Source organism: Kitasatospora phosalacinea, from assembly GCF_000716545.1.
Lineage (GTDB): Bacteria > Actinomycetota > Actinomycetes > Streptomycetales > Streptomycetaceae > Kitasatospora > Kitasatospora phosalacinea.
This window is the reverse complement of record NZ_JNWZ01000083.1, coordinates 1-20,709: the sequence shown is the minus strand read 5'-3', so window position 1 is coordinate 20,709 and position 20,709 is coordinate 1. Positions and strand designations below refer to the sequence as shown.

At 71.0% G+C, this 20,709-nt stretch carries 22 protein-coding genes and 3 pseudogenes; 12 read left to right on the top strand and 13 right to left on the bottom strand.

Annotated elements, in window-relative coordinates; genetic code table 11:
- The first annotated feature begins 7 nt into the window (after nt 1-7).
- Nucleotides 8-1,498: an MFS transporter gene (locus OO48_RS29950; protein ID WP_033221970.1), complete on the top strand. Its 1,491-nt coding sequence runs from the start codon at nt 8-10 to the stop codon at nt 1,496-1,498.
- A gap of 171 nt (nt 1,499-1,669) precedes the next feature.
- On the opposite strand, the gene OO48_RS29945 is transcribed toward OO48_RS29950, so the two are convergent.
- The 3 genes from OO48_RS29945 to OO48_RS29935 all read right to left on the bottom strand — a co-directional run bounded on the left by OO48_RS29945 (nt 1,670) and on the right by OO48_RS29935 (nt 5,946).
- On the bottom strand, nt 1,670-3,355 hold the full coding sequence (locus OO48_RS29945) for a glycoside hydrolase family 64 protein (protein ID WP_033221968.1): 1,686 nt from the start codon (nt 3,353-3,355) through the stop codon (nt 1,670-1,672).
- A gap of 198 nt (nt 3,356-3,553) precedes the next feature.
- Nucleotides 3,554-4,840, bottom strand: coding sequence for a glycoside hydrolase family 16 protein (locus tag OO48_RS29940; RefSeq protein WP_033221966.1), 1,287 nt, complete (start codon nt 4,838-4,840; stop codon nt 3,554-3,556).
- A gap of 278 nt (nt 4,841-5,118) precedes the next feature.
- Nucleotides 5,119-5,946: an alpha/beta hydrolase gene (locus OO48_RS29935; RefSeq protein WP_051733114.1), complete on the bottom strand. Its 828-nt coding sequence runs from the start codon at nt 5,944-5,946 to the stop codon at nt 5,119-5,121.
- Nucleotides 5,947-6,078: 132 nt separating this feature from the next.
- On the opposite strand from OO48_RS29935, the pseudogene OO48_RS41290 reads away from it, so the two are divergent.
- Nucleotides 6,079-6,527: pseudogene (locus tag OO48_RS41290) on the top strand (IS982 family transposase); the annotation flags it as partial.
- Here OO48_RS41290 and OO48_RS35530 read toward each other — a convergent pair.
- The 3 genes from OO48_RS35530 to OO48_RS29915 all read right to left on the bottom strand — a co-directional run bounded on the left by OO48_RS35530 (nt 6,524) and on the right by OO48_RS29915 (nt 9,149).
- The gene (locus OO48_RS35530; protein ID WP_051733111.1) at nt 6,524-7,024 is read right to left on the bottom strand and encodes a YcxB family protein; all 501 of its coding nucleotides are present in this window, start codon (nt 7,022-7,024) and stop codon (nt 6,524-6,526) included. The pseudogene OO48_RS41290 and the gene OO48_RS35530 overlap by 4 nt on opposite strands.
- 549 nt (nt 7,025-7,573) lie before the next feature.
- Nucleotides 7,574-8,554 carry an NADPH:quinone reductase gene (locus tag OO48_RS29920; RefSeq protein WP_033221962.1) on the bottom strand — a complete coding sequence of 327 codons (981 nt, stop codon included), beginning with the start codon at nt 8,552-8,554 and terminating at the stop codon, nt 7,574-7,576.
- A gap of 22 nt (nt 8,555-8,576) precedes the next feature.
- On the bottom strand, nt 8,577-9,149 hold the full coding sequence (locus OO48_RS29915) for a PadR family transcriptional regulator (RefSeq protein ID WP_033221961.1): 573 nt from the start codon (nt 9,147-9,149) through the stop codon (nt 8,577-8,579).
- Nucleotides 9,150-9,260: 111 nt separating this feature from the next.
- On the opposite strand from OO48_RS29915, the gene OO48_RS29910 reads away from it, so the two are divergent.
- The gene (locus OO48_RS29910; protein WP_033221960.1) at nt 9,261-9,680 is read left to right on the top strand and encodes an ester cyclase; all 420 of its coding nucleotides are present in this window, start codon (nt 9,261-9,263) and stop codon (nt 9,678-9,680) included.
- Nucleotides 9,681-9,752: 72 nt separating this feature from the next.
- Nucleotides 9,753-10,061 carry a hypothetical protein gene (locus OO48_RS29905; RefSeq protein WP_157845575.1) on the top strand — a complete coding sequence of 103 codons (309 nt, stop codon included), beginning with the start codon at nt 9,753-9,755 and terminating at the stop codon, nt 10,059-10,061.
- Here the strand turns inward: OO48_RS29905 and OO48_RS35815 are convergent.
- From OO48_RS35815 to OO48_RS29895, 3 genes are all read right to left on the bottom strand, one after another.
- Nucleotides 10,054-11,532, bottom strand: coding sequence for a transposase (locus tag OO48_RS35815; protein ID WP_157845574.1), 1,479 nt, complete (start codon nt 11,530-11,532; stop codon nt 10,054-10,056). The genes OO48_RS29905 and OO48_RS35815 overlap by 8 nt on opposite strands.
- Nucleotides 11,495-11,734 carry a transposase gene (locus OO48_RS41285; protein WP_425338600.1) on the bottom strand — a complete coding sequence of 80 codons (240 nt, stop codon included), beginning with the start codon at nt 11,732-11,734 and terminating at the stop codon, nt 11,495-11,497. The genes OO48_RS35815 and OO48_RS41285 overlap by 38 nt, the downstream gene beginning before the upstream one ends.
- Nucleotides 11,735-12,031: 297 nt before the next feature.
- On the bottom strand, nt 12,032-12,805 hold the full coding sequence (locus tag OO48_RS29895) for a class E sortase (RefSeq protein WP_245194858.1): 774 nt from the start codon (nt 12,803-12,805) through the stop codon (nt 12,032-12,034).
- 278 nt (nt 12,806-13,083) lie between these two features.
- Here OO48_RS29895 and OO48_RS29890 point away from each other — a divergent pair, with 278 nt between their 5' ends.
- Complete coding sequence (locus OO48_RS29890) at nt 13,084-14,241, top strand: glycosyltransferase family 2 protein (protein ID WP_051733110.1); 1,158 nt, start codon at nt 13,084-13,086, stop codon at nt 14,239-14,241.
- A gap of 125 nt (nt 14,242-14,366) precedes the next feature.
- On the opposite strand, the gene OO48_RS38660 is transcribed toward OO48_RS29890, so the two are convergent.
- Nucleotides 14,367-14,492: an LPXTG cell wall anchor domain-containing protein gene (locus OO48_RS38660; RefSeq protein ID WP_157845572.1), complete on the bottom strand. Its 126-nt coding sequence runs from the start codon at nt 14,490-14,492 to the stop codon at nt 14,367-14,369.
- 256 nt (nt 14,493-14,748) lie between these two features.
- On the opposite strand from OO48_RS38660, the pseudogene OO48_RS40305 reads away from it, so the two are divergent.
- The 3 genes and pseudogenes from OO48_RS40305 (at nt 14,749) to OO48_RS38650 (ending at nt 15,580) form a co-directional block, all read left to right on the top strand.
- Nucleotides 14,749-15,112, top strand: a pseudogene (locus tag OO48_RS40305) (PIN domain-containing protein).
- A 185-nt stretch (nt 15,113-15,297) separates the two neighbouring features.
- Nucleotides 15,298-15,441, top strand: coding sequence for a hypothetical protein (locus OO48_RS38655; RefSeq protein WP_157845571.1), 144 nt, complete (start codon nt 15,298-15,300; stop codon nt 15,439-15,441).
- Nucleotides 15,428-15,580: a transposase gene (locus tag OO48_RS38650; RefSeq protein ID WP_157845570.1), complete on the top strand. Its 153-nt coding sequence runs from the start codon at nt 15,428-15,430 to the stop codon at nt 15,578-15,580. The genes OO48_RS38655 and OO48_RS38650 overlap by 14 nt, the downstream gene beginning before the upstream one ends.
- Nucleotides 15,581-15,701: 121 nt before the next feature.
- On the opposite strand, the gene OO48_RS41280 is transcribed toward OO48_RS38650, so the two are convergent.
- The gene (locus tag OO48_RS41280) at nt 15,702-15,926 is read right to left on the bottom strand and encodes a transposase (protein WP_425338598.1); all 225 of its coding nucleotides are present in this window, start codon (nt 15,924-15,926) and stop codon (nt 15,702-15,704) included.
- Nucleotides 15,927-15,937: 11 nt separating this feature from the next.
- A complete protein-coding gene (locus OO48_RS34640) occupies nt 15,938-16,516 on the bottom strand; it encodes an IS5 family transposase (RefSeq protein ID WP_425338597.1) in 579 nt (192 codons plus the stop codon).
- A 128-nt stretch (nt 16,517-16,644) separates the two neighbouring features.
- Between OO48_RS34640 and OO48_RS29875 the strand changes: the two genes are divergently transcribed.
- Both OO48_RS29875 and galE read left to right on the top strand, forming a co-directional pair.
- Nucleotides 16,645-16,980: a cytochrome P450 gene (locus OO48_RS29875; protein WP_342449669.1), complete on the top strand. Its 336-nt coding sequence runs from the start codon at nt 16,645-16,647 to the stop codon at nt 16,978-16,980.
- A 49-nt stretch (nt 16,981-17,029) separates the two neighbouring features.
- Nucleotides 17,030-18,040, top strand: coding sequence for a UDP-glucose 4-epimerase GalE (gene galE / locus OO48_RS29870; protein WP_033221951.1), 1,011 nt, complete (start codon nt 17,030-17,032; stop codon nt 18,038-18,040).
- 807 nt (nt 18,041-18,847) lie between these two features.
- Here the strand turns inward: galE and OO48_RS29865 are convergent.
- Nucleotides 18,848-19,333, bottom strand: a complete 486-nt coding sequence (locus tag OO48_RS29865; RefSeq protein WP_033221949.1) for a carboxymuconolactone decarboxylase family protein — start codon at nt 19,331-19,333, stop codon at nt 18,848-18,850.
- A 181-nt stretch (nt 19,334-19,514) separates the two neighbouring features.
- On the opposite strand from OO48_RS29865, the gene OO48_RS29860 reads away from it, so the two are divergent.
- Both OO48_RS29860 and OO48_RS41080 read left to right on the top strand, forming a co-directional pair.
- On the top strand, nt 19,515-20,405 hold the full coding sequence (locus OO48_RS29860) for an RNA polymerase sigma-70 factor (protein ID WP_033221947.1): 891 nt from the start codon (nt 19,515-19,517) through the stop codon (nt 20,403-20,405).
- A gap of 58 nt (nt 20,406-20,463) precedes the next feature.
- Nucleotides 20,464-20,556, top strand: a pseudogene (locus tag OO48_RS41080) (transposase); the annotation flags it as partial.
- Nucleotides 20,557-20,709 lie beyond the last annotated feature (153 nt).

The following is a 20,709-nucleotide window of genomic DNA, read 5'->3' as shown; positions in this document are numbered from 1 at the left end:
GGTCGTGATGTCCGCACCGCAACACCGCACAGCCGAGGACGACCCGGCAGTCGTCGAGACCGACGTTCCCGCGAGACTCGACCGGCTGCCCTGGTCACCCTGGCACTGGCGGATCCTGATCGGCCTGGGCACCGTCTGGATCCTGGACGGTCTGGAAGTCACCATCGTCGGCAACCTGGCCGCCCGGCTCGCCGAACCCGGCAGCGGCATCGCGATCAGCACCGCCCAGGTCACCACCGTCGCCGCCGCGATCTACGTGGCGGGCGCCTGCTGCGGCGCGCTGTTCTTCGGCTGGCTGACCGACCGGCTGGGCCGCAAGAAGCTGTTCATGCTGACCCTGGCCGTCTACCTGCTCGCGACCGGCGTCACCGCGCTGTCCTGGACGCCGTGGTTCTTCTTCGTCTGCCGGTTCTTCACCGGCTTCGGCATCGGCGGCGAGTACGCGGCGATCAACTCGGCGATCGACGAGCTGATCCCGGCCCGGGTGCGCGGCCGGGTCGACCTGGTCGTCAACGGCAGCTTCTGGATCGGCGCGGCGCTCGGCGCGTTCGCCTCCATCGCGCTGCTGAACACCTCGCTGTTCGCCACCGACGTCGGCTGGCGGCTGGCGTTCGGCATCGGCGTGGTGCTCGGCCTGGTCATCCTGCTGGTGCGCCGGCACGTCCCGGAGAGCCCGCGATGGCTGTTCACGCACGGCAAGGGCGAGGAGGCGGAGGAGATCGTCCGGGACGCCGAGGCGATCGTCGAACGCGAGACCGGCAAGCCGCTGCCGCCGGTGGACGAACCGCCGATCGCGATCCGCGAGCGCGGCCCGATCGGCTTCGTCACCATTGCCCGCACCCTGGTCTCCACTTACCCGCGCCGCACGATCCTCGGCCTGTCGCTGTTCATCGGGCAGTCCTTCCTCTACAACTCGATCACCTTCGGGTACGCGGTGATCCTCACCCAGTTCTTCGACGTCCCGGCGGGCCGCACCGGCTACTACTTCGCGGTGATCGCGGTCGGCAACTTCCTCGGCCCGGTGCTGCTCGGCCACTTCTTCGACTCGGTCGGCCGCAAACCGATGATCGCGGGCAGCTACATCGGCTCCGGCGTCCTGCTGTTCGGCACCGCCTGGCTGTTCGACCACGGCTCGCTGAGCGCCACCACCATGACCGCCTGCTGGACGGCCGTGCTGTTCTTCGCCTCCGCCGGGGCGAGCGCCGCGTACCTGACGGTCAGCGAGATCTTTCCGCTGGAGACCCGCGCCCTGTGCATCGCCTTCTTCTACGCGGTCGGCACGGCGGCCGGCGGCATCTCCGGACCGCTGCTCTTCAACGGCCTGGTCAGCAGCGGCGAGGTCAGCGACGCCACGCTCGCGTTCTGCATCGGCGCGGCCCTGATGACGGCCGCGGGCGTGGTCGAAGCCTTCCTCGGGGTCCGGGCCGAGCGGCGCAGCCTGGAGTCGCTGGCCGCCCCGCTCAGCCAGGTCGAGCGCGCGGGCACCGCGCCCTCCTGACGTGTTCCCCCTCCGGGTCCTCCGACGGGCCGCGCGGTGGGCCGCGTGGTGGGCCGCCCTGCGGATCGTGCGGTGGGCCGGCGGGCGACGGGTGCGGCGCGGGGGCGCTCCGGACGGGGGCCGGGCGCCCTCGCGCCGTACCTGACGGACCGCGCCGTACCTGACAGCCCGTCAGGAGAACGTGAACCAGTTGAGGTTGACGAAATCGGCGGGCTGGCCGCTGCTGAAGGTCAGGTACACGGTCTGGACGCCGGTGATCCGGCTCAGGTCCGCCGGGACGGTCCGCCAGCTCTGCCAGCCGCCGGTGTTGGCGACGGCGAAACTGCCCACGGGGGTGGCCGTGGGGCTGCCCAGCCGGACTTGGACCAGCCCGCTGACCCCGGCCGCCGCGCCGGACGCCACCCGGGCGTCGATCCGGGTCGCGCCGGTGGAGCCGAAGTCCAACGAGTAGCGCAGCCAGTCGCCGTTGGCCAGCCAGCCGACGTCCGTGCCGCCGCCGGTGTCCGAGCACGCCTCGGTCTGCGCACCCGACTGGGCGGCGTACGACTCGGCCTGCACGGTGGCGAACGCGCTGCCGCCGCCGGGGGGCGGAGTGATGGTGCCGCCGCCCCCGCCCCCGCCGCTGCCGGCCAGGCCGCCGACGGTGATCACCCAGCGGGTCGGGCTGCCGGACTGCACCTTGCCCTCGAAGTCGACGCCGGCCGGGTGGACGTCGTCGTACGGGAAGGCGTAGCCGAGGCCGTCGGGCGTGGTGGAGTGCAGGATCCGGGCGTAGTGGTTGGTGCGGGGCTGGGTGTAGAAGGCGGCCGGGTTCTCGCCGGTGGGCTGGTCGGGGTTGCTCAGCAGCGTGGTGCGGTTGAACGCGGCGGCCAGGCGGGCGCTCAGGTTGCCCATCAGATCGTTGCCGGTGGTGAACGGGGTGTCGCTGCACGAGAAGACCGCCAGCGTGGACGGCTTGGCGAAGGAGCCGGCGCCGGGGAAGTTCAGGGTGCCGCCGCTGACCCGGCCGGTGAACGCGCCCCAGGTGTACTGGGTGTCGATCCGCAGGTCGGTGCTCGCGTACTTGCTCCACACCTGGTCGACGTAGGGCTCGAAGTACCCGCTGAACAGGGCGCTGTTGCCGCGGATCGCCAGGTTGGGCGCCAGCACCCGCAGGTCCGCGCCGGAACGGTTGACCACCAGCCGGCTCCAGTCCGAACCGTCGACGCCCGACTGCGCGCGCAGCGCGGACGCCACCCTGGCCAGGCCGTCGGCGGGCAGGCCGCGCACCGTCTGGGTGACCCCTTGGGCGGTCTCCAGCTGGAAGGCGATCGGCAGGCAGACCATGTCGACGAAGGTGATGTTGCCGAACAACTGGTCGTTGTTGAACGTGAATTCGCAGAAGTCGTGCCGGACGTCGATGTTCGGGTCGGACGGGTTGACCACCGAGGGCAGGGCCAGTCCGCCGCCGCGGTTCATCAGGAAGGTCAGCTTGGCGCCGACCGAGAAGTAGATCCGCCCGCTGTCCAGGTGCGGCAGCGTCACCCGGCGCGGCGCGGCCCCCGAGGCGTTCAGCGCGATCGCGCAGTCCGCGCCCAGCGGCGTCTGGTCGTTGGCCGGGTTCGGCGGGTGGTACAGGCTGGAACCGTCGGACCGCAGGAAGGCCCACCCGCCGCCGGCCGCCGGGTCGCGGCCGACCACGTACGCGTAGACGGTGTTGCTGCCGGTGGTGTTGGCGAGGTCGAGCGGCAGCGTCGCGGGCGTCTGCGCCTGGGCCTGCCCGCCGATCGCCAGGTACCCGGCGGGCAGGGCGAGCGCAGCGGCGGTCAGCAGGGTGCGGCGGGAGAGCTTCGCCGCGTGGCGGGGACGGGGCGTCATGGCGTGGGGGAGTCCTCTCGGGTGGGGAGGCGGGGCGGGAACGGGTGGGGCGCGGCCGACCGGCGGCGGGTGCGGGGGGACCGGTCGGCCGCGCCGGGGGAGGGGCCGGTGAGGGCGGCCCGTGGTCGGCGGTGCGGCGGTCGGCGGACGCGGCGGTCGGTGCCGCGGCACCGGTACCGCGCCGTCAGCGGCCTTCCGTCAGCCGAAGATCCACTTCTGCGCGCCGGAGCCGTTGCAGGTCCACAGTTGGAGCTTCGTCCCGTCGGCCGCGGAGCCGTTGGGGGAGTCCAGGCACTTGCCGGAGCCGGGGTTCAGGAAGTCGTTGCCGGAGCGGTGCGTCCACTGCTGGGCGCTGGTGCCGTTGCAGGTGTAGAGCTGGATGGCCGCGCCGTCGTTGTGGGAGGCGGCGGCGACGTCCAGGCACTTGCCGAGGGCGCGGACGGTGCCGTCGGTGCCCACCGTCCACTGCTGGGCGGCGTTGCCGGTGCAGTTGTGCAGCTGGATGGGGGTGCTGTCGGCGCTGGAGCCGCCCGCCACGTCCATGCACATGCCGCCGGGGCCGGTGATCCGTCCGGTGTAGGTGCCGCCGGTGCTGCCGCCCCAGGTGGTGGTGTGGACGTAGTCGACGGTCATGGTCTGCGGGTAGGTGGAGGAGCCGTCGGGGTTGCCGGGCCAGTCGCCGCCGACCGCGAGGTTGAGGATCAGGAAGAACGGGTGGTCGAAGACCCAGCGGTTGCCGCCCAGGTCGGCGGGGGTGCGGGTCTGGTAGGCGGTGCCGTCCACGGACCAGGTGATGGCGGTGGGGCTCCAGTCGACGGCGAAGGTGTGGAAGGCGTCGGCGAAGGACTGCCCGGCGGGCAGGCTGTACGGTGCGCCGATGCCGGCCGCGCCGGAGTAGCCGGGGCCGTGGATGGTGCCGTGCACGGTGCCGGGTTCGCGGCCGATGTTCTCCATGATGTCGAGCTCGCCGCTGGTGGGCCAGCCGACCGTGCCGAGGTCGTTGCCCAGCATCCAGAACGCGGGCCAGATGCCCTGTCCGCGCGGGATCTTGATCCGGGACTCGAAGTGCCCGTACGCCTGGGTGAAGGTGCGGGAGGTGTTCAGCCGGGCCGAGGTGTACTGACAGGTGCCGTACCAGCAGGACAGGCCGGGGTCGGTGCTGCGCTTGGCGGTGATCACCAGGTGGCCCTGGCCGTCCAGCGCGGCGTTCGCGGCGCCCGCCGTGTAGTACTGCAGCTCGTGGTTTCCGTTGCCCGAACCGCCGGTCTCCATCGTCCACTTGGCGGGGTCGACGGCGGATCCGGACGGCCCGTCGAAGTCGTCGCCCCAGTTGGTGGCGGCCACCGGCGCGGCGGCGAGCGGTGCGGCGGCGGAGGCGGTGCCGGTGGGGGTGGAGCCGAAGGGGGCGGCGGCGACCAGGGCGGTGGCGAGGAGGAGCACGAACCCGCCGAGGGGCCAACGGCGCGTGCGTGGGGCAGCAGCCATGGTGGAATCCTTTGCTTGAGAGCGCTCTCTTCGGCGGGGCGCCTCCGCCGGTTGGCCTGAATCGTACGGACGGGTTATCGGCATGGCAATGTCAAAGAACGGTGGATTTCTCGGACCTTTGGCCGCAACTCCCCTTCAGACCTTGGAAGCTGATGCCGGAGCGACCGCCGGTACTCGTGAGAGCGCTCTCTGCGCGAGTGGCGCGCTCCGGCCCGCGCTCCGGCCGCGCGCCCCGGCCGGTCGCCCGGCAGGGGCGGCGCGCCGCCGGACCGGTTCCGTCAACTCCCTTGTGCGGTACGGACCGAGAGCTCGGCGGACAGGAACGCCACCGCATCGGCGATCAACCCCGAGGTGTCCGGGTACTCGCCGAAGCAGTGCCCGGCCCCCTCGACCGGCACCAGGACGGAGCGGGCGCCCGCCGCGAGCAGGCGCTCGTGCAGCGCCTCGGACTGGGACAGCGGCACCAGGTCGTCCTGCACGCCGTGCACCAGCAGGAACGGCGGCGCGTCGGGGGTGACGTGCCGGACCGGGCTGGCCCGGTCGGCCTCCGCGACGAGCTCGGACGAGCAGCCGCCCAGCAGTTGGGTGACCGGGGAGTCCGGCCCGTGGTGGCCCAGGGCGGCCAGGTCGGTGGGCGGGTACCAGCAGACGGCGGCGGTGACCGCGTCGGTGGTCAGCGCCGCGAGCGCGGCCAGCGTCCCGCCCGCGGACTCGCCCCACACCCCGAGCCGGTCGGTGTCCAGGCCGAGTTCCCCGGCGTACTTCCGCAGGTAGCGCAACGCGGCCGTCACGTCGTCGAGTTGGGCCGGGTAGTGGGCCTCGCCGGAGAGCCGGTAGTCGACCGTCGCGACCGCGATGCCCGCCGCCACCAGCGCCTCGAACACCGAACCGGGCCGCAGCGTGCTCGGCAGGTAGCGGCGGTCGCCCTCCCGGAACGCGCCGCCGTGCAGCCACACCGCCACCGGGAACGGCCCCTCCCCGGCCGGTACGTGCAGGTCCAGCAGCAGCGGGCGGAAACCGGTGCGCAGCGCGTAGCTGACACCGTGGCGGGAGAGGCCGCCGTACGGCGACGGGACGGGGGCGACCGGGGGCAGGGAGATGTCCATGACGGCCCCGAGCGCCCGCCTCCCGCCCTTCATTCCCGCCCGGCGGGGCGTCTCACAGGTCGAACAGCCGGGCCGCGCTGTGGTGGCAGACCGCGCGCAGCCAGTCGGCGCCGAGCTCCGGCCCGGTGTGCCTGCCGGGGCGAGACCGCCAAGCGCTCCGAGCTCGCCGGATGGGCCGAGTACGGCTACTGCGCCAGCCACTCCCGCCACTTCCGGAGGCTTCGCCTGCACCCGGTACGCGCCCTGACCGCCGGCCGGCACTACTACGGCCGCGCCTTCGAGCACGAACTCGCCGCGTGGGGGTCCGCCTGCTCCGCCCGGTCGGCAGGGGCGAACCCGAGCGGGCCGGAGCCGGCCTGTTCAAACCGCTGCGGCAGGTCGTCGAGTCGGTCAACCGGACGTTCAAGGCCCAACTCGACGTCGAACACCACCACGGCCGCACCCCGAAAGGCGTGATGGTCCGCGTTCTGCAACGCATCCTCGCTCTGACCAGCACGATCTGGCACGACGACCACACCGGTCGACCCGTCCAGCGCTCATCGACCGCCCACGACCACCAACCCTTCGCATCGGTCTTCTAGGCGGCCGCTCGTGTGCGGCTGACGGAGGAGACGAAGTCGGCCAGCTCGGCTCGCTGTTCGGCGGTCAGGTGCCGCTTGAGGATCATCGTCACGACCCGCTTGTCCTGGTGCAGGAAGAGGTGGTCGGGAGTGTCCTCGATCTTCGGGAAGAGGCTCCAGGCGAGCTCGGCCGTGGTCGTCGGGCGGTGGATGCGAATGCCCTCGGGCGTGAGCGTGACCTCTGTGGTTCCGGCGAAGGCCGGCATCGCCTTCTGGAAGCTCCGGCTGGTTCCCAGGGTGAGCCGATAGGCCCAGAGCGCGGCCATCGTCAGCGGCCACACGGCGAGCAGGTAGAACCAGGGCTCGTCACCCATGGCCGCGCCCACGGCCATGAGCCCGGCGCAGATGACCAGGATGCCGGTGCACACCCAGAGGAACCGGCGGCGCCCACGATGGGCGAGGACCATGCCTCGGCGCAGGTCGTCGTAGCTGATCTGGTAGGACGTGGTGATGTGCACAGCACTGCTCCCGGGGACGATCGTCCGGGGAGCCTAGGGGCGATCGCCCGTTCGAGCAAGGCGGGCGCATAGTCGAGCGGCCTGCGTCGCTGGAGTATCGGGCCACTCGGCTTCTGCGACGCGCACCAGGTGGCTCTGTCCATGAGATTCGACAGCGTTTGTTCATGACTTCCGCCAGCACGGCTTGGTCAGGCAATTCGAACAGCGCAGCCCTGCGGCCCGTTTGGTCACCGGCCCGAATGGGGCTGGCTAACCAGGCGGGGTGTCCAGGCTGACCAGTCTCGGCGCGTCGTCAGTCCGTCGCGTTCAGCCGAGACTGTGCGACCGCGAGGCCGCCGATGGAGGCGAGCATCAGCACCGTGCCGGTGACGACCGCGATCTGGGATGTCTTCTTGACCTCGCAGGTCAAAGCGGAATCAGACGTTCTGTCACGGGAGGCACGCTCAGGTCTTGTCTCGGCTGAGAACGTCGCGCGTCCCTGGTACCGCTCGGCTGCTGCCTCGGCTGATCAGGGGACGCACCCGTGGGCATGGTGAACGACGGGCGGGGTCACTGGGGGAGGGTGACCAGGACGCGGCCGCGGCTGCCGGCGTCGACGCGGTCGTGGGCCTTGGCGATGTCCGCCAGCTCGTAACGGTCGCCGACTTCGACGGTCAGGGCGCTCACGGCGGCCGCGGCGGTCAGATCGCGTGCTGCCCGGCGTTTCGCCTCTTCGGGGAAGTCGTCGCTGCCGATCAAGCGCAGGATGACATTGTTGAACAGCAGGGGCCAGAAGGGGATCTCGGTCCGGTCCGCGCTCGTCGCGTAGGCGGCGATGACCGCGCCGTTCGCGGCGACGGCGTTGTCGAGGTCGGCGTTGTCGGACAGGGACACCTCGACGATCCGGTGCACGCCCTCGGGCGCGTACGCGCGGATCGCCGCCGCCGGGTCCTCCTGGTCCAGGGCCACGGCGTGGGACACGACGGCCGGATCGACCTGTGCGAGATCCGCGCCGCGCCGGACGGTGGCGAACACCTTGGCCCCGCCCCAGCGGGCGAGCTGCGCGGCCAGGGAGCCGACCCCGCCCAGAACGCCGTGCACCAGCACGAGCTTGCCGTCGACCGGTCCGTCGGCGAACACGGCGCGGTGGGCGGTGATGCCGGGGATGCCCAGGGCCGCTCCGAGTTCGTCGCTGAGGTGGTCGGGAAGTGGAACAGCCAGATCGGCGGGTACGACGGTGTACTGGGCGGCCGTGCCGAAGGGCCGGTAGGACTGGGCGCCGTAGATCCACACCCGCTGTCCGACCCGACGCCCGTCGACCCTCTCGCCCACGGCGTCGACGACTCCGGCGGCGTCGCTGTGCGGGATCACCCGCGGGTAGGGCATCGAGGAGCCGAGCCAGCCGCGCCGCTTCTTGGTGTCGCCGGGGTTGACACCGGAGACGGTGACGCGGACGCGGACCTCGCCCGGACCGGGGACGGGGTCGGGCAGCTCGCCGACGTGCAGCACGTCGGCGGCGGGGCCCTGTCGGTCGTACCAGGACGCAAGCATGGGCGGCTACCTCCGGGGCTGGTCAGCGCACAGGTTGTCCGAGCGTAGAAGGGTCCGTCTCGGTGCGCGCGGTGACTGGCTCGTCACCGTCCAGAACCTGGCGCAACCAGGCCCGTTCGGCGCTACTGATGGCGCGGGCGGTCAGCAGCATGCCGCGCCGGTAGGGGTCGGCCATGTCCTCGGCACGCAGCGGCCGGTCGCCGTCGTAGAAGAAGCTCGCCGGCTCCTCCAGGAACTCCAGTCGCCGCCGCAGCACCGCGTGCTGCTCGGCGATGTCCGGCAGGAGGGACAGGAACGCCAGCACGGTGAAGAACCGCGTGAAGTCGCTGATCTCGTGGTCGGCGGGTGTGCGCAGCCGCTTCAGCAGGTCGGTGCGCCCTGCGTCGGTCACGCTCAGTATGTAGCGGGCCGGGCCTGCGGCCGGATCCGCGCGCCGTTCCAGCAGGCCCGCCGCGGCGAGACGCTTGATCGCCGGGTACAGACTGCCGTCGCTCACCGGCCGGGTGTAGCCCGTCAGCTCCGAGAGTCGGCGGCGCAGTTCGTGTCCGGGCAGCGGCCGCTCGGCCAGGAAGCCCAGTATCGCTAGGTCAAGCATGGCCCTATCGTCCCACACCTACATCGGTTCGATGCGCACATCGAATCGATGTACTGTGGTTCTTCCGCTCGCTCGTCGCGAGGGGCAGTGCGAGAAGAGAGGCGGACGGACATGTCGCCGCAATCCACCGAATCCGTGATGAGTCGCTTCGTCGAGTTCATCAACACGGCCGACGAGGGCCTTGCCCGTGAGGTCATCGCCCCGGATGCCGAGTTTCATGCGCCGAGCCACCCGGAACCGCTGCGAGGCCCTGAGGGCTACCTGGAGCTGATCGCGATGATGCGCACGGGCTTCCCGGATGTCCGGTGGACTCTGGAAGAGACGGTCGCCGAGGGCGACACGGTGGCCGCCCGGTTCACCATGCGCGGAACGCATCAGGGCGAGTTCTTCGGAGTCCCGGCCACCGGAAAGACCATCTCGGTCCAGGCCATGAACTTCTACTACCTGGCCGACGGAAAGATCATCAAGGAGCGGGGCCAGCCCGACCTCCTCGGGGTGATGCAGCAGATCGGTGCCGTGCCTGCGCCTTGAGAGCACAGGCCCGTCGGCGGCAGCGCCGGACGTCCACCGGCTTCCGGCGGTACGAGGGTGGTGTGCCAGACCATGGTCTGGCACACCACCCTCGTCCCATGTCACCCCGCCGGTGGTCAGCTCCTCGCGTTCGGTCGCGACTCGGCGACCGCGGCCGCCGGTGGCCACGACCATCAGCTCCGTGCCGACGATCGTGGCCACGGTGAGCCGCTCGCCGAGGAGCGGGCCCTCTCTGCGGAGCTGCGACCCACCGCTGTGCCGCCGCAGCGGCCCCAGGAATCGAACACGGGGCGACCGGGTGCTGTCCGAAGTCATGAACAAACGCTGTCGAATCTCGGGTTCTGGCTCAACTTCCGGATGCTGTTGGTGATCTTCAAGTAGTGCGGGTTCGAGTCCCGTCGCTCAGGTTCCGGCAGAGGCGCGTGAACCGGGTCGTGTCTCTGGTTCGGTCGCTGTCCGGCTGGTGCTGGTGGAGGCGGATGATGTTGGTTCCGGCTGCCGTGAGCACGTGCTGGACGTGGGTCTTCGCGATGCCGCGGTAGCGGCAGTGGCGGAGGCCGTGGGCGTGCACGGTCTCCGAAACGGTGGCCTCGCAGCCGGCCCGGAGGGCATATCGGTCGTGCCAGGGCCGGGTCTGCTGCTCTTTTCGGACCCGGTTCTGGATCTCCTGCAAGGGCTGCGGCAGCAGCAGGACGTGGCGGCCCTTGCCGTCGACGTTTCCGGTGCACTTGAGGCGGTCCTCGCAGGGCCGGCAGACGGCGCGGGGAAAGAGCACGGACAGGCGTGGCTGGCCGTCTGCCAGGGTCGGCTTCCAGGGCGGACTGGTTGCGCCGTTCGGACAAGTCAGCGTCTTCTCAGCCCAGTTGGGATGGAAGTCCTCTTTGTTGAAGCCCGGGCGGGACCGGGAGACGGGCCCGACGCGGACGGGGCCGACCAGATCGATTCCATACTCGGTCCTGGCCCTGTGGATGGCGGCCGGGGTGGTGTAGCCGCCGTCGACGAGGTGCTCGGCCGGGGCGAGGTCGCGTGCCGCGAGGTCGGCGTGGATCGGCTCCAGGGCGTCAATGTCCTGCTCGGGTGCCGGCGTGGTGGCGACATGGACGATCACATTGGGCAGACCCTCGTCGCAGGTCTCGGTCTGGTGGTCCTTGTAGCCGACCCATTCGGCCTTGCCGGGCTTGTGGCTGAAGCGCGCCTGCGGATCGTGCGGAGAGACGATCTCCACCGGCGACCACGGGACGGTGGCCGAGGCGGGGTCCGGACTGCCGCGGCCGGCCGTCGCCCCGGAAGCGGAGCGGCGGTCGGTGGACCGCCGGCTGAGCCGGTCCCGAGTCTGCTTCGGCCCGCGCCAGCGCAGACCGCCGGTTTCGTCGTACCAGTACTGCTGGATCCAGACCTGCCGCAGGACCTCGACCTTGGGCAACCGCCGGAGTCGGGCCGGGGCGTCGGGAGCAAGGAGAGCGTGGAACAGCCGCATACCGTCCTCGCCGACCGTGAGCGCGTACCGCTCGCGTTCCTTCGTCTCCTTGGGCAACCGGTCATAGCGCACCGGCCGTCCATAGCGCCGTGCCCACTCGTCGGTGATCCGGGCGGCCACCCACTCCTCGTCGGTGACGGTCAGTTCCTCCAAGGCCGCGCGCCGGGTCTCACCCACCAACTCAATCCGGTCCAGGCGCCGAACCGCCGCCAGGATGTGCGTGGAGTCGGTCCGCTGCCGTCCGTGCCGCTTGACCAGCCCCGCTTCGACCAGACGCTCCACCATCACGGCCAGCAGCCGGTCGGCGCGGTCACCCTCGGCCATCCGGTCGCGGAACTCACTGAGCACAGAGAAGTCGAAGCCCGGATCGTCCAACTCCAGTCCCAGACAGTAATTTCCAGTCCAGACGACACCGCACGGCCTCAGCGGCCTGCCGGTCGGTGAGGTTCTCCGCGTACTGCAGCACCGACACCATCGCCAGACGAGCCGGCGACAGTCCACGACGCCCGTCGGTCGGGTACCACTCCTCGAAGTCGCGGTCCGTGAACAGGCCGTCCAAGTGGTCCCGCACCCACATCGCCGCCGTGCCCCGAGGATTACTCGCCCGCGCCATCCGCGCCATCCGCGCCGTCAGCACCGGGACCTCCCGCCCTGAGCAGGAACCCATCGCCGCCCCAGCCCACCCTTCGACCGGCCTGAACTACCAGGCCAGGACACCAGGAAGACCCGCTCAGCGACCACCGATCCCAGCAACCTCACTCTCACAAGTGAAGATCACCAACAGCACCCCGATTACGGGGCAGAGCCGTTGATCAGACACTCCCGGGCACTCCTCCCCCGGGCCGCGTCCGCGGAGCGGGGCGGCGCAGCGGGGTCAGGTCTTCGTCGGAGCGGGCTGCGTGGGGCTGCGCAGTTCGGCGGGCGGGGTGCGGGCGGCGTCCATTGGGTCGATCCGGACCAGGCTGCCCCAGACCGCCATCCGGTACAGCGAGGTGTAGACAGGGGTGCAGGTCGTCAGGGTGATGTACCGTCCGGGCGCTCGGTACGGGGAACCGACCGGCACCGGGGCGACAATGCCGATGTTGTCGGGCCCGGTCTGCGGCAGGACCCCGTCGACCCGGTAGACGTACCAGTGATCGCGGGTCTCGACCACGATCGGGGCGCCGACGCCCACCGCGTCGAGGTCATGGAACCTCGCGCCGTGGCCGTCGCGGTGGGCGGCGAGCGCGAAGTTGCCGGCCAAATCCCAGGGCATCGCCGCACGGGGGTCCTGGTACACGCCGGCGACACCCTGGTCGAGAACCGCAGGATCGGTCCCCATCTTGATCATCACCGGGTCCGCGCCCATCGCGGGCACGTGCAGGAAGCCGACATCCTCACCGGTGGCCGTCGGCACCGGGGCACGGGAGGGGCCCGGCGTCGCCCAGCTCTGCCGCAGCCGGTCACCGGCCTGCCCGGCCTGCCGGTCGGCGAGAACGTCCGTCCCCCACAGCGAATACACGGCGAACAACATCGCCGCCAAGGCGACCGTCACCAGCCCATTGCCGAGGGCGTTCGTCCACCGGCCGCCGGGCCGTCGCACGGTGTCCGCCAGGTCCCGGTCCATCCGGTCCTCCCGCAGGGCGCCCACCAGGTGCGGCCCGCGCACCGGCCAGATGCCGTCAGACCCACGCCCGGCGACGCCGCTCGTCCGTTCCCGCCAGTGTCCCGAACACCGGACACGGACCCGGGCAGGCGCAGCGTGGCATTCGGGTGGCGTCGCCCGTCGGAGGGCGGCGGGGTGTGCGGTGGGGTTCATTCACTCGAACGGCACGCGCGCCCTGCACCGGACACCGCACCGCGGAATACAACTCTGGAACCACACGGCCCCTTCGACTTCAACGCCCGTTTCCGGCGTCACTCCGTTCCCCTGCGAGGCCATCTGCCATGAGTACTGCCACCCGTCCTCTCACCCTCACGGTCATCGTTCCCTCGCACAACGAGGAGCAAGGCCTGCCCGCGACACTCGAGGCGCTGCTTCGTCAGACGGTGCCGGCTGAACAGATCGTCGTCATCGACGACGGATCCACCGACCGCACTGGCGAAGTCGCCGCACGGTACGGGGTGACCGTGCTGCGCCCTGCGCAGAACCTCGGCAGCAAGGCCAAGGCGCAGAACTATGCGCTGCCGTTCTGCACGACCGACCTGGTCCTCGCCGTGGATGCGGACACCGTGCTGGCCGACGACTACATCGAGAACATCAAACCGGCCTTCGACGACGAGAACGTGATGATCGCGGCCGGCTGCGTGCAGAGCCGCTTCGAACGGACCTGGGCCGAACGCGGCCGCTCCGTGGAGTACCTGTACGGGTTCCACTGGAACCGTCCGATCGAGAACATGGCCAACTCGCCGGTCGTCTGCTCCGGCTGCTGCTCGGTCTTCCGGCTCCGCCCGCTGCTGGACTTCGGCGGCTTCCCCGAGCGGACCATCGTCGAGGACATGGACTACACCTGGTCCGTGCAGATGGCCGGGAAAAAGGCCGTCTACGTCAGCTCGGCCGTCGCCTGGGCCGCCGACCCCGAAGACCTCACCTACCTGCGCAAGCAGACCTGGCGATGGGCGGCCGGCTACTTCCAGAACGTCCGCATCCACCTCCCCCGGATGATCTTCAAGAAGCCGATGCTCGCATTCTGGGTCGCGCTGAAACTATGGGAGACCATCGCCGTACCGATCTGGCTGATCCTCCCGCTGCTCATGCCGGACGCCGGCTTCTCCGTCGGCGACGCCTTCCTCTGGTGGTTCCTGTGGTGGCTGTCCACCAGCACCCTCATGATCGGCCTGCCCCTCGTCTACGCCGCCCGCAAACGCAAAATCCCCCTCCGCCGGGTCCTGCGCAACCTGCCCTATGTCTTCCTCACCAAACTGGTCGACTTCTGCTACCAGTGGAAGGCCCTGGTCGTCGAACTGATCCTGGTACCACTGCGCCTCTCGAAGGGCCTGGTGATGTACGAGAAGGGCCGCGCCGACGCCCCCGTGGCCCTCCCGGCACCGCCCACCCGGGCCGGCCTCGAGGCCGGGAAGCCCGCTACGGCACCCTCCTCCTGATCTGACCGGAGGGGCGCCCCCGAGCACCTGCTTCCGCGCCCCTCGCACTGCTGCCTGGGCGCACCCCTTGCAAGGGGTGCGCCCAGGCAGCAACGCGCGTGGGATGCCGGTACCGGCCGGGGCGGTCAGCGCACCGCCGAGCGGCGGGCGAAGAACTTCATGACCATGCCGGACACGCCGAGAACCAACGCCACACCGACGTAGGCGAGTCCACTGAAACCGGTCTTGGGAAGAGAATGCCCGTAACCCATGGCGGGATTGTCCTTTCGAGGAGGAGGGGCCTCAGCCCCGGTACACCCGGCCGGCAGTCCAGCCGGGCAGCTAGTACCAGTAAGTCTTAAACCGACGACAGCGGTTTTCCGCGATAGCCACGTATGTTGTTCGGGTGAAGCCTGAACGGCAATGACGCGAACTCCTCCGCATCCGGATGCCCCAGGGCCCGGTCGTTCCACGCCTCGACGCCGAGCTGGACAAGCGCCTCGCCCAGGCGGACGCCCGGTGACCGCACTGCACATCATCCTCGACGACACCGCCATGGTCGCCGCCGGTCACGGCAACCTCCTCGCCTCCCGCCTGATTCACCGCGCCCACGCCGAACCCGACCGGCACCTCTACGCCCCCACCTGCGCCCCGTCGAAGCCGACGCGAGCGCCCCGTCCCCGCCGACCACCTAGCTTCCCTGCCCGCGCTCACCGTCCTCGACCTGCCCGCAGCCCTCGCCCTCACCGCCGAAACCACCTGGGCCGAGGCCCACCCCCGCTACGCGGCCGCGCCCACCCCCGAGCGCCCGGACGACCCCGTCGCTGCCACCACCGACGCCGCCGCCCGATGGAAGGGCCAACCGGTCCGGGTCATCGACCTCGTCCCCTGAACACGGCACCCGACTGCCCTCCGTGCCGCTGATCCCACCGGCCGGTCCTGCGCGTCGCCGAAAATGAGATCCCCGGCCACTCGGCTTGACCCGGTCGGGGATCTTCGTGTTCGGCTGCAGATGATCACGGTGGTGCGCCAGTCTCGCGGGTGCACGATGGCCGCGAGATTTCCGAGGAGTGCGAGATGTCGGTCCGTCCCCGTCCGGGTACCGAGGGCCCGCGCGTAGTTGGCGCCGACGAGTACGCGATGCGCAAGGGCCGCGCCTACGGGACCGTGCTGGTCGACGTCGAGACCCGCAGACCGGTGGACCTACTTGCCGGATCGTGAAGCGGGCACGGTGGCGGCCTGGCCGGCCGAACATCCGGGGATCGAGGTCGTCTGCCGCGACCGCACCCCGTCCTTCGCCGAGGGCGCCAGGATCGGGGCACCCACCGCGGCCCAGGTCGCCGACCGGTTCCACCTCTGACGCAACCTCGACGAAGCGGCCGAGCGGCGCGTCTTCCGCCACCGCCCGCGCCTCCGTGCAACCATCGCAGAGTCGGCACCGGAGAAGGCGTCGGCTCAGAAAGTGTGGGGAAATTGGCCGGCTACTGGTTGTTGAGGTCGTCGGCGAGGCGGCGGGCTGCTTCGGTCTCGATGGGGCCGTGTGGTTCGATCTCCTCGCCGGCGAGGCGGGCGGCCATGAGCCGGATCATGGCGACCTTGATCATCGCTTCGGCGTGCGCGGTCTTGCGCTCGTAGTCCCTCGCCAACCGTCTGCACCGTCCCAGCCAGGAGAATGTCCGCTCCACCACCCACCTGCGGGGCAGCACCCGGAAGCCTTTCACATCCGCGTTGCGCGGCACCGCCACGATCGCCAGGTCCTCGTGCGAGGCCGCCCAGCCCACGAGTCCGCGTTCACGTACCCGCCGTCGACCCAGACCGGTCCGACCTGCGGAAACAGCTCCCGGATCCCGGCGAGGACCAGCTTCGCGCCCGCTCGGTCCTGGAGGGAGGCCGAGTGCACCACCGCCCGCAGGACCAGGCCGCAGGTGTCCACCAGCAGGTGCCGTGTGCGGCCCCGCACCCGCTTGTCCGCGTCGTGGCCGACCGCCTGACCGCCCTGGTGGCTGCGGGCCGACTGCGAGTCCAGCACCGCCGCCGGGGGCTGCGGATCGCGTCCGCCCGCCACACGCACCTTCTCGCGCAGCGCGTCGTGGACCCGGCCCCAGGTGCCGTCGGCACTCCAGGCGCGAAACCGCCGGTAGGCCGCGTCCCACGGGGCGAGATCGTGCGGGACCAGCCTCCACGCGCACCCGCCGACCAGCGCGTACAGCACGGTGTCCACGCTCAGCCGACGCGGGAACTTCAGCGGCCGGCCCGCCCCGCGCGGATCGCGCCGCGGCAGCAGCGGCTCGATCACGGCTCACTGAGCATCCGTCAACGACGAGTCGTAGGACGGTTTGCACGCACAGACACACATGGTGGTGATCTTCGCGGACCAAACACCGCAAAGATCACCGCCAGCGCCTCACCCCGCGTAGTTGACCAATTACCCGACACTTTCTCAGCGGCGGCTTCCCGCGCACCACCGTGGAGGACGTCACCATCGCCGGCCACCGCCTGCGGGTGGGCGAGATCGTGCTGCCGTCCACCATCAGCGCCAACATGGACCCGGCCGTCTTCGACGAGCCCGACGAGCCGGACGTGGCCCGCGACCGCAACCCGCACCTGGCCTTCGGACACGGCCCGCACCGCCGCCCCGGCGCGTTCGCCGCCAAGGACCCGCCGAGGTCGCCCCGCCGATCCTGTTCGACCGCCTGCCGAACCTGCGGGTGGCTACGGCGGGTCATTCGTGGCAGAGCCAACTCATCGTGCGCGCCATGACCGAACTGTCCAAACCGTGATGACGAACCGTCAGACAAGGAGCACCCCCGTGAAGATCCTGATCACCGGCGGCGCCGGATACATCGGAGCCACCATCGCCTCCGCCCTCCAGGACGAGGGCCACACCCCCGTCATCCTGGACGACCTGTCCAAAGGTCGGCGCGAGTTCCTGCACGGCCGCGCCTTCTACCAGGGCGACATCGCCGACCACCGCCTGCTCGACCGCGTCTTCGCCGAGCACCCCGACATCGACGCCACCGTGCACTGCGCCGCGAAGATCGTCGTCCCCGACTCCGTCGCCGCCCCGCTGCACTACTACCGCGAGAACGTCGGCAAGACCATCGAGCTGTTGGAAGCCCTCCAGCGCAACGGCTGCCCCCGCGTCCTGTTCTCCTCCTCCGCCTCCATCTACGCCCCCGCGCCGGACGCCCGCGTCACCGAGGCCAGCCCCGTCGACGCCTCCAGCCCCTACGCCCGCACCAAGGCGATGATGGAGCAGGTCCTGCAGGACTGGACCCGCGGCGACGGCGCCGAGCAGCGCGTCATCGCGCTGCGCTACTTCAACCCGGTCGGCGCCGACCCGCAGATGCGCAGCGGCCTGCAGGGCCTCAATCCGACCCACGCCCTGGGCAAGCTCATCGAGGCGTACGAGAGCGGCCGGCCGTTCACCGTCACCGGCACCGACTGGGCCACCCGCGACGGCTCCGGCATCCGCGACTACATCCACGTCTGGGACCTCGCCGCCGCCCACGTCGCCGCACTGGCGCACTTCGACGACGCGATCGCCCCCGGCTCCGAGGACCGCTACCGCGTCTTCAACATCGGCACCGGCTCCGGCACCACCGTGCGCGAACTCGTCACCGCGTTCCAGGAGGTCGTCGGCCCGATCCAGGTGCGCGAAGCCGGACCGCGCCCCGGCGACGTGATCGGCTGCTACACCACCGGCGACACCGCCCGCACCGTGCTGGGCTGGCAGCCCCGCCACAGCCTCGCCGACGGCATCCGCGACGCCATGACCTGGCGCAAGGTGTGGATGGCCCAACTCGACAGCGCCAGCTGACCCAGGGCCGGGGCCGACCACACGGCCGGCCCCGGACCCGAACCGCAGGAGCACCGGGACAGCCACCCGGACCTCCCCGACCGCCAACCCCTACTCCGCGCGCTGGCGCGAAGCACCCCCGGGCACGATCCCGCTCACCGACGCCGGCATGGACCAGCCCACCGACCCGGCGATCCTCACCGCCCTGCGCGAGCGCCTTACCCACTTGCTCGTCTACCCGCCGCCCTGCACCACCAGCGGCCCGCGGAGACGATCGCCGCGTTCTACCGCGACCGCTACGGCGCCCGCCTGGAACGCGAGGACATCCTGCTGACCAGCTGACCGCGACCGCGTCACCTACCGACCCGGCGCGGCAACGTACTTCGCGTGGCTCGACTTCGGCACCACGTTCGGCCAACGGCCGGGCGCACCGCGCGCCTGGCCTGAACCGGCCGCCGCCGGGCTTCCGGCGCCCTGGCGGCCGCAAGAACACGTGAGGGCCCCGCCTGGCTTCGACGGGGCCCTGCTCCTCGGCGGGGCCAGGTCGGCTCGGCAAGGTAGCCCCGTCCCGGGCGGCTACGGGCGGGAGACGCCTCGGCCTCGACCTCAGCCCCGGGCCCGACCGCGGTGTCCGGCTCCACGTGCGGGGCGCGCTCGACGGGCAGCAGGCGTGACCTGGTGGACGTGGGCGTGGGCGGTGCCGACGCTGATCCGGAAGCCGGCCGCGATCTGCGCGGGGGTTGACGGCGCCCCGGCCCGGTGGGGTGTCACCGGGCCGGTGACACCCCACCGGCGGCCCGATCCCTCGATCGGGGCGGTCTCGGTGCGTCAGCTGGCGAGGGTGGCCAGGTTGCCGGGCGCGTACGATCCGCCCTGGTTGTTGAGGATCACGCCGATCCGGTTGGCCGCGTTGATCATGGCGACGAGGGAGACGAGAGCGATGGCCTGCTCCTCGTCGTAGTGCTCGCGCACCCGGGCCCAGGTCTCGTCGGTGACCCCTCCGTTGGTGTCGCTGATGCGGGTGCCCTCCTCGGCGAGGGCCAGTGCGGCCCGTTCGGCGTCGGTGAACACGCTGGAGTGCCGCCAGACGGCGACGAGGCCGAGCCGGGCCGGGTCCTCGCCTGCCGCGGCGGCGTCCTTGCCGTGCACGTCGACGCAGAAGCCGCAGCCGTTGATCTGGCTGGCTCGCAGCTGTACCAGCTCCTGGGTGGATTTGGGCAGCGGCGAGCCCTGGATGACCTGGCTGACGGCGTAGATCCGCTTGCCGACCTTCGTGCCGAGCTCGGTGTCGAACAGGTTCATGCGGGTTTCCATCGGAGCTTCCTCACTCGTGGAGTCGTGCGGCTGATGCCCATGAGGTGCCGGGGACCGCCCTCCTGTGACACGGGGCGGACGTGATGTGGGCCACAGGGTGTGGCTGTCACAGAACCGGGGGTGGCGGCGTCCCGTGTACGACACGCACCACACGTAGCGCGACAGAAGTCAGGAGCTGACGATGGCGGACAGGGATGCCGGTACTGATGCGAGGGCGGCCACGGACGGCTTCGTCGCCCACCGCAACCTGCTGTTCACGGTGGCCTACGAGATGCTGGGCTCGGCGGCCGACGCCGAGGACGTCCTCCAGGAGACGTGGCTGCGCTGGTCGGGCGTCGACCACACCGCGGTCCGCGACCCGCGCGCCTTCCTGGTGCGCATCGCCACCCGCCAGTGCCTGACCCGTCTTCGCACGCTCCGCCGCCGCAAGGAGTCCTATGTCGGCCCGTGGCTGCCCGAGCCGCTGCTCACCGCGCCCGATGTGGCCGAGGACGTCGAACTCGCGGACAGCGTCTCCATGGCGATGCTCCTCGTGCTGGAGACCCTCACGCCGACCGAGCGTGCCGTGTTCGTGCTGCGGGACGTCTTCGGCCTGGACTACGACGAGATCGCGCAGGCCGTGGACAAGACCTCGCCCGCCGTCCGCCAGATCGCGCACCGCGCCCGCACCCACGTAGCCGCGCGCCGCCCTCGTGAGAGGGTCTCCCCGTCCCAGGCCCGCGACGCGCTCGCCGCCTTCCGACAAGCAGTGGAGACAGGCGACTTGACCCGGCTCCTCAACATGATCGCCCCGGACGTCGTCCTCCTGACGGACGGCGGCGGAATCGTCCGGGCCGCCGTGGAACCGGTGGTGGGCGCGGCCGACGTGACCGAGGTCCTGGCCAGGCTCGGCGGCGCCCTGCTGGAACCGGCCCTGGTCAACGGCCACCCGGCTCTGATCGTCCGCCGCGACGGCCGGATCGACACGATCGTGGCCCTCCGCCTGGACGCCGGCCTCATCACCGGCCTCTACGCCGTCCGCAACCCCGAGAAGCTGTCACGTATGAACCGCGAGACGGCGATGGGCCGCTGACGCCGGGAGCGCCGCCCGGGCCGGCGCCGCAATGGCGTGTCACCGCGGGAACCGCAGCAACCGGCTCAAACGCCTGCAGTACCGACCCGACACCCTCGACGGCTTCATAGCCGGCACCGGCCTGACCCTCGACACCCCAACCTCACCCTGACGAGCCGAAGTCAGTATCTACTGGGCGGGTCTGTTCAGCTGATCGCGAGCGGCACAGGATCCAGGCCCAGCTTCCTCCGGCATGAGGCGACGCGCCGCCCGGCCCAGGCGGTCACGGTGTCGCGATCTGCCGCGATCGCGTGCAACTCACGTG

Excerpts from the sequence above, each read along its gene's own strand:
- OO48_RS29950 (WP_033221970.1), top strand. The coding sequence starts at position 8 with ATGTCCGCACCGCAACACCGCACAGCCGAGGACGACCCGGCAGTCGTC.
- OO48_RS29945 (WP_033221968.1), bottom strand. The coding sequence starts at position 3,355 with ATGACGCCCCGTCCCCGCCACGCGGCGAAGCTCTCCCGCCGCACCCTG.
- OO48_RS29940 (WP_033221966.1), bottom strand. The coding sequence starts at position 4,840 with ATGGCTGCTGCCCCACGCACGCGCCGTTGGCCCCTCGGCGGGTTCGTG.
- OO48_RS29935 (WP_051733114.1), bottom strand. The coding sequence starts at position 5,946 with ATGGACATCTCCCTGCCCCCGGTCGCCCCCGTCCCGTCGCCGTACGGC.
- OO48_RS29920 (WP_033221962.1), bottom strand. The coding sequence starts at position 8,554 with ATGCTTGCGTCCTGGTACGACCGACAGGGCCCCGCCGCCGACGTGCTG.
- OO48_RS29915 (WP_033221961.1), bottom strand. The coding sequence starts at position 9,149 with ATGCTTGACCTAGCGATACTGGGCTTCCTGGCCGAGCGGCCGCTGCCC.
- OO48_RS29910 (WP_033221960.1), top strand. The coding sequence starts at position 9,261 with ATGTCGCCGCAATCCACCGAATCCGTGATGAGTCGCTTCGTCGAGTTC.
- OO48_RS29905 (WP_157845575.1), top strand. The coding sequence starts at position 9,753 with ATGGTCTGGCACACCACCCTCGTCCCATGTCACCCCGCCGGTGGTCAG.
- OO48_RS41285 (WP_425338600.1), bottom strand. The coding sequence starts at position 11,734 with ATGTGGGTGCGGGACCACTTGGACGGCCTGTTCACGGACCGCGACTTC.
- OO48_RS29890 (WP_051733110.1), top strand. The coding sequence starts at position 13,084 with ATGAGTACTGCCACCCGTCCTCTCACCCTCACGGTCATCGTTCCCTCG.
- OO48_RS38660 (WP_157845572.1), bottom strand. The coding sequence starts at position 14,492 with ATGGGTTACGGGCATTCTCTTCCCAAGACCGGTTTCAGTGGACTCGCC.
- OO48_RS38655 (WP_157845571.1), top strand. The coding sequence starts at position 15,298 with ATGTCGGTCCGTCCCCGTCCGGGTACCGAGGGCCCGCGCGTAGTTGGC.
- OO48_RS29865 (WP_033221949.1), bottom strand. The coding sequence starts at position 19,333 with ATGGAAACCCGCATGAACCTGTTCGACACCGAGCTCGGCACGAAGGTC.
- OO48_RS29860 (WP_033221947.1), top strand. The coding sequence starts at position 19,515 with ATGGCGGACAGGGATGCCGGTACTGATGCGAGGGCGGCCACGGACGGC.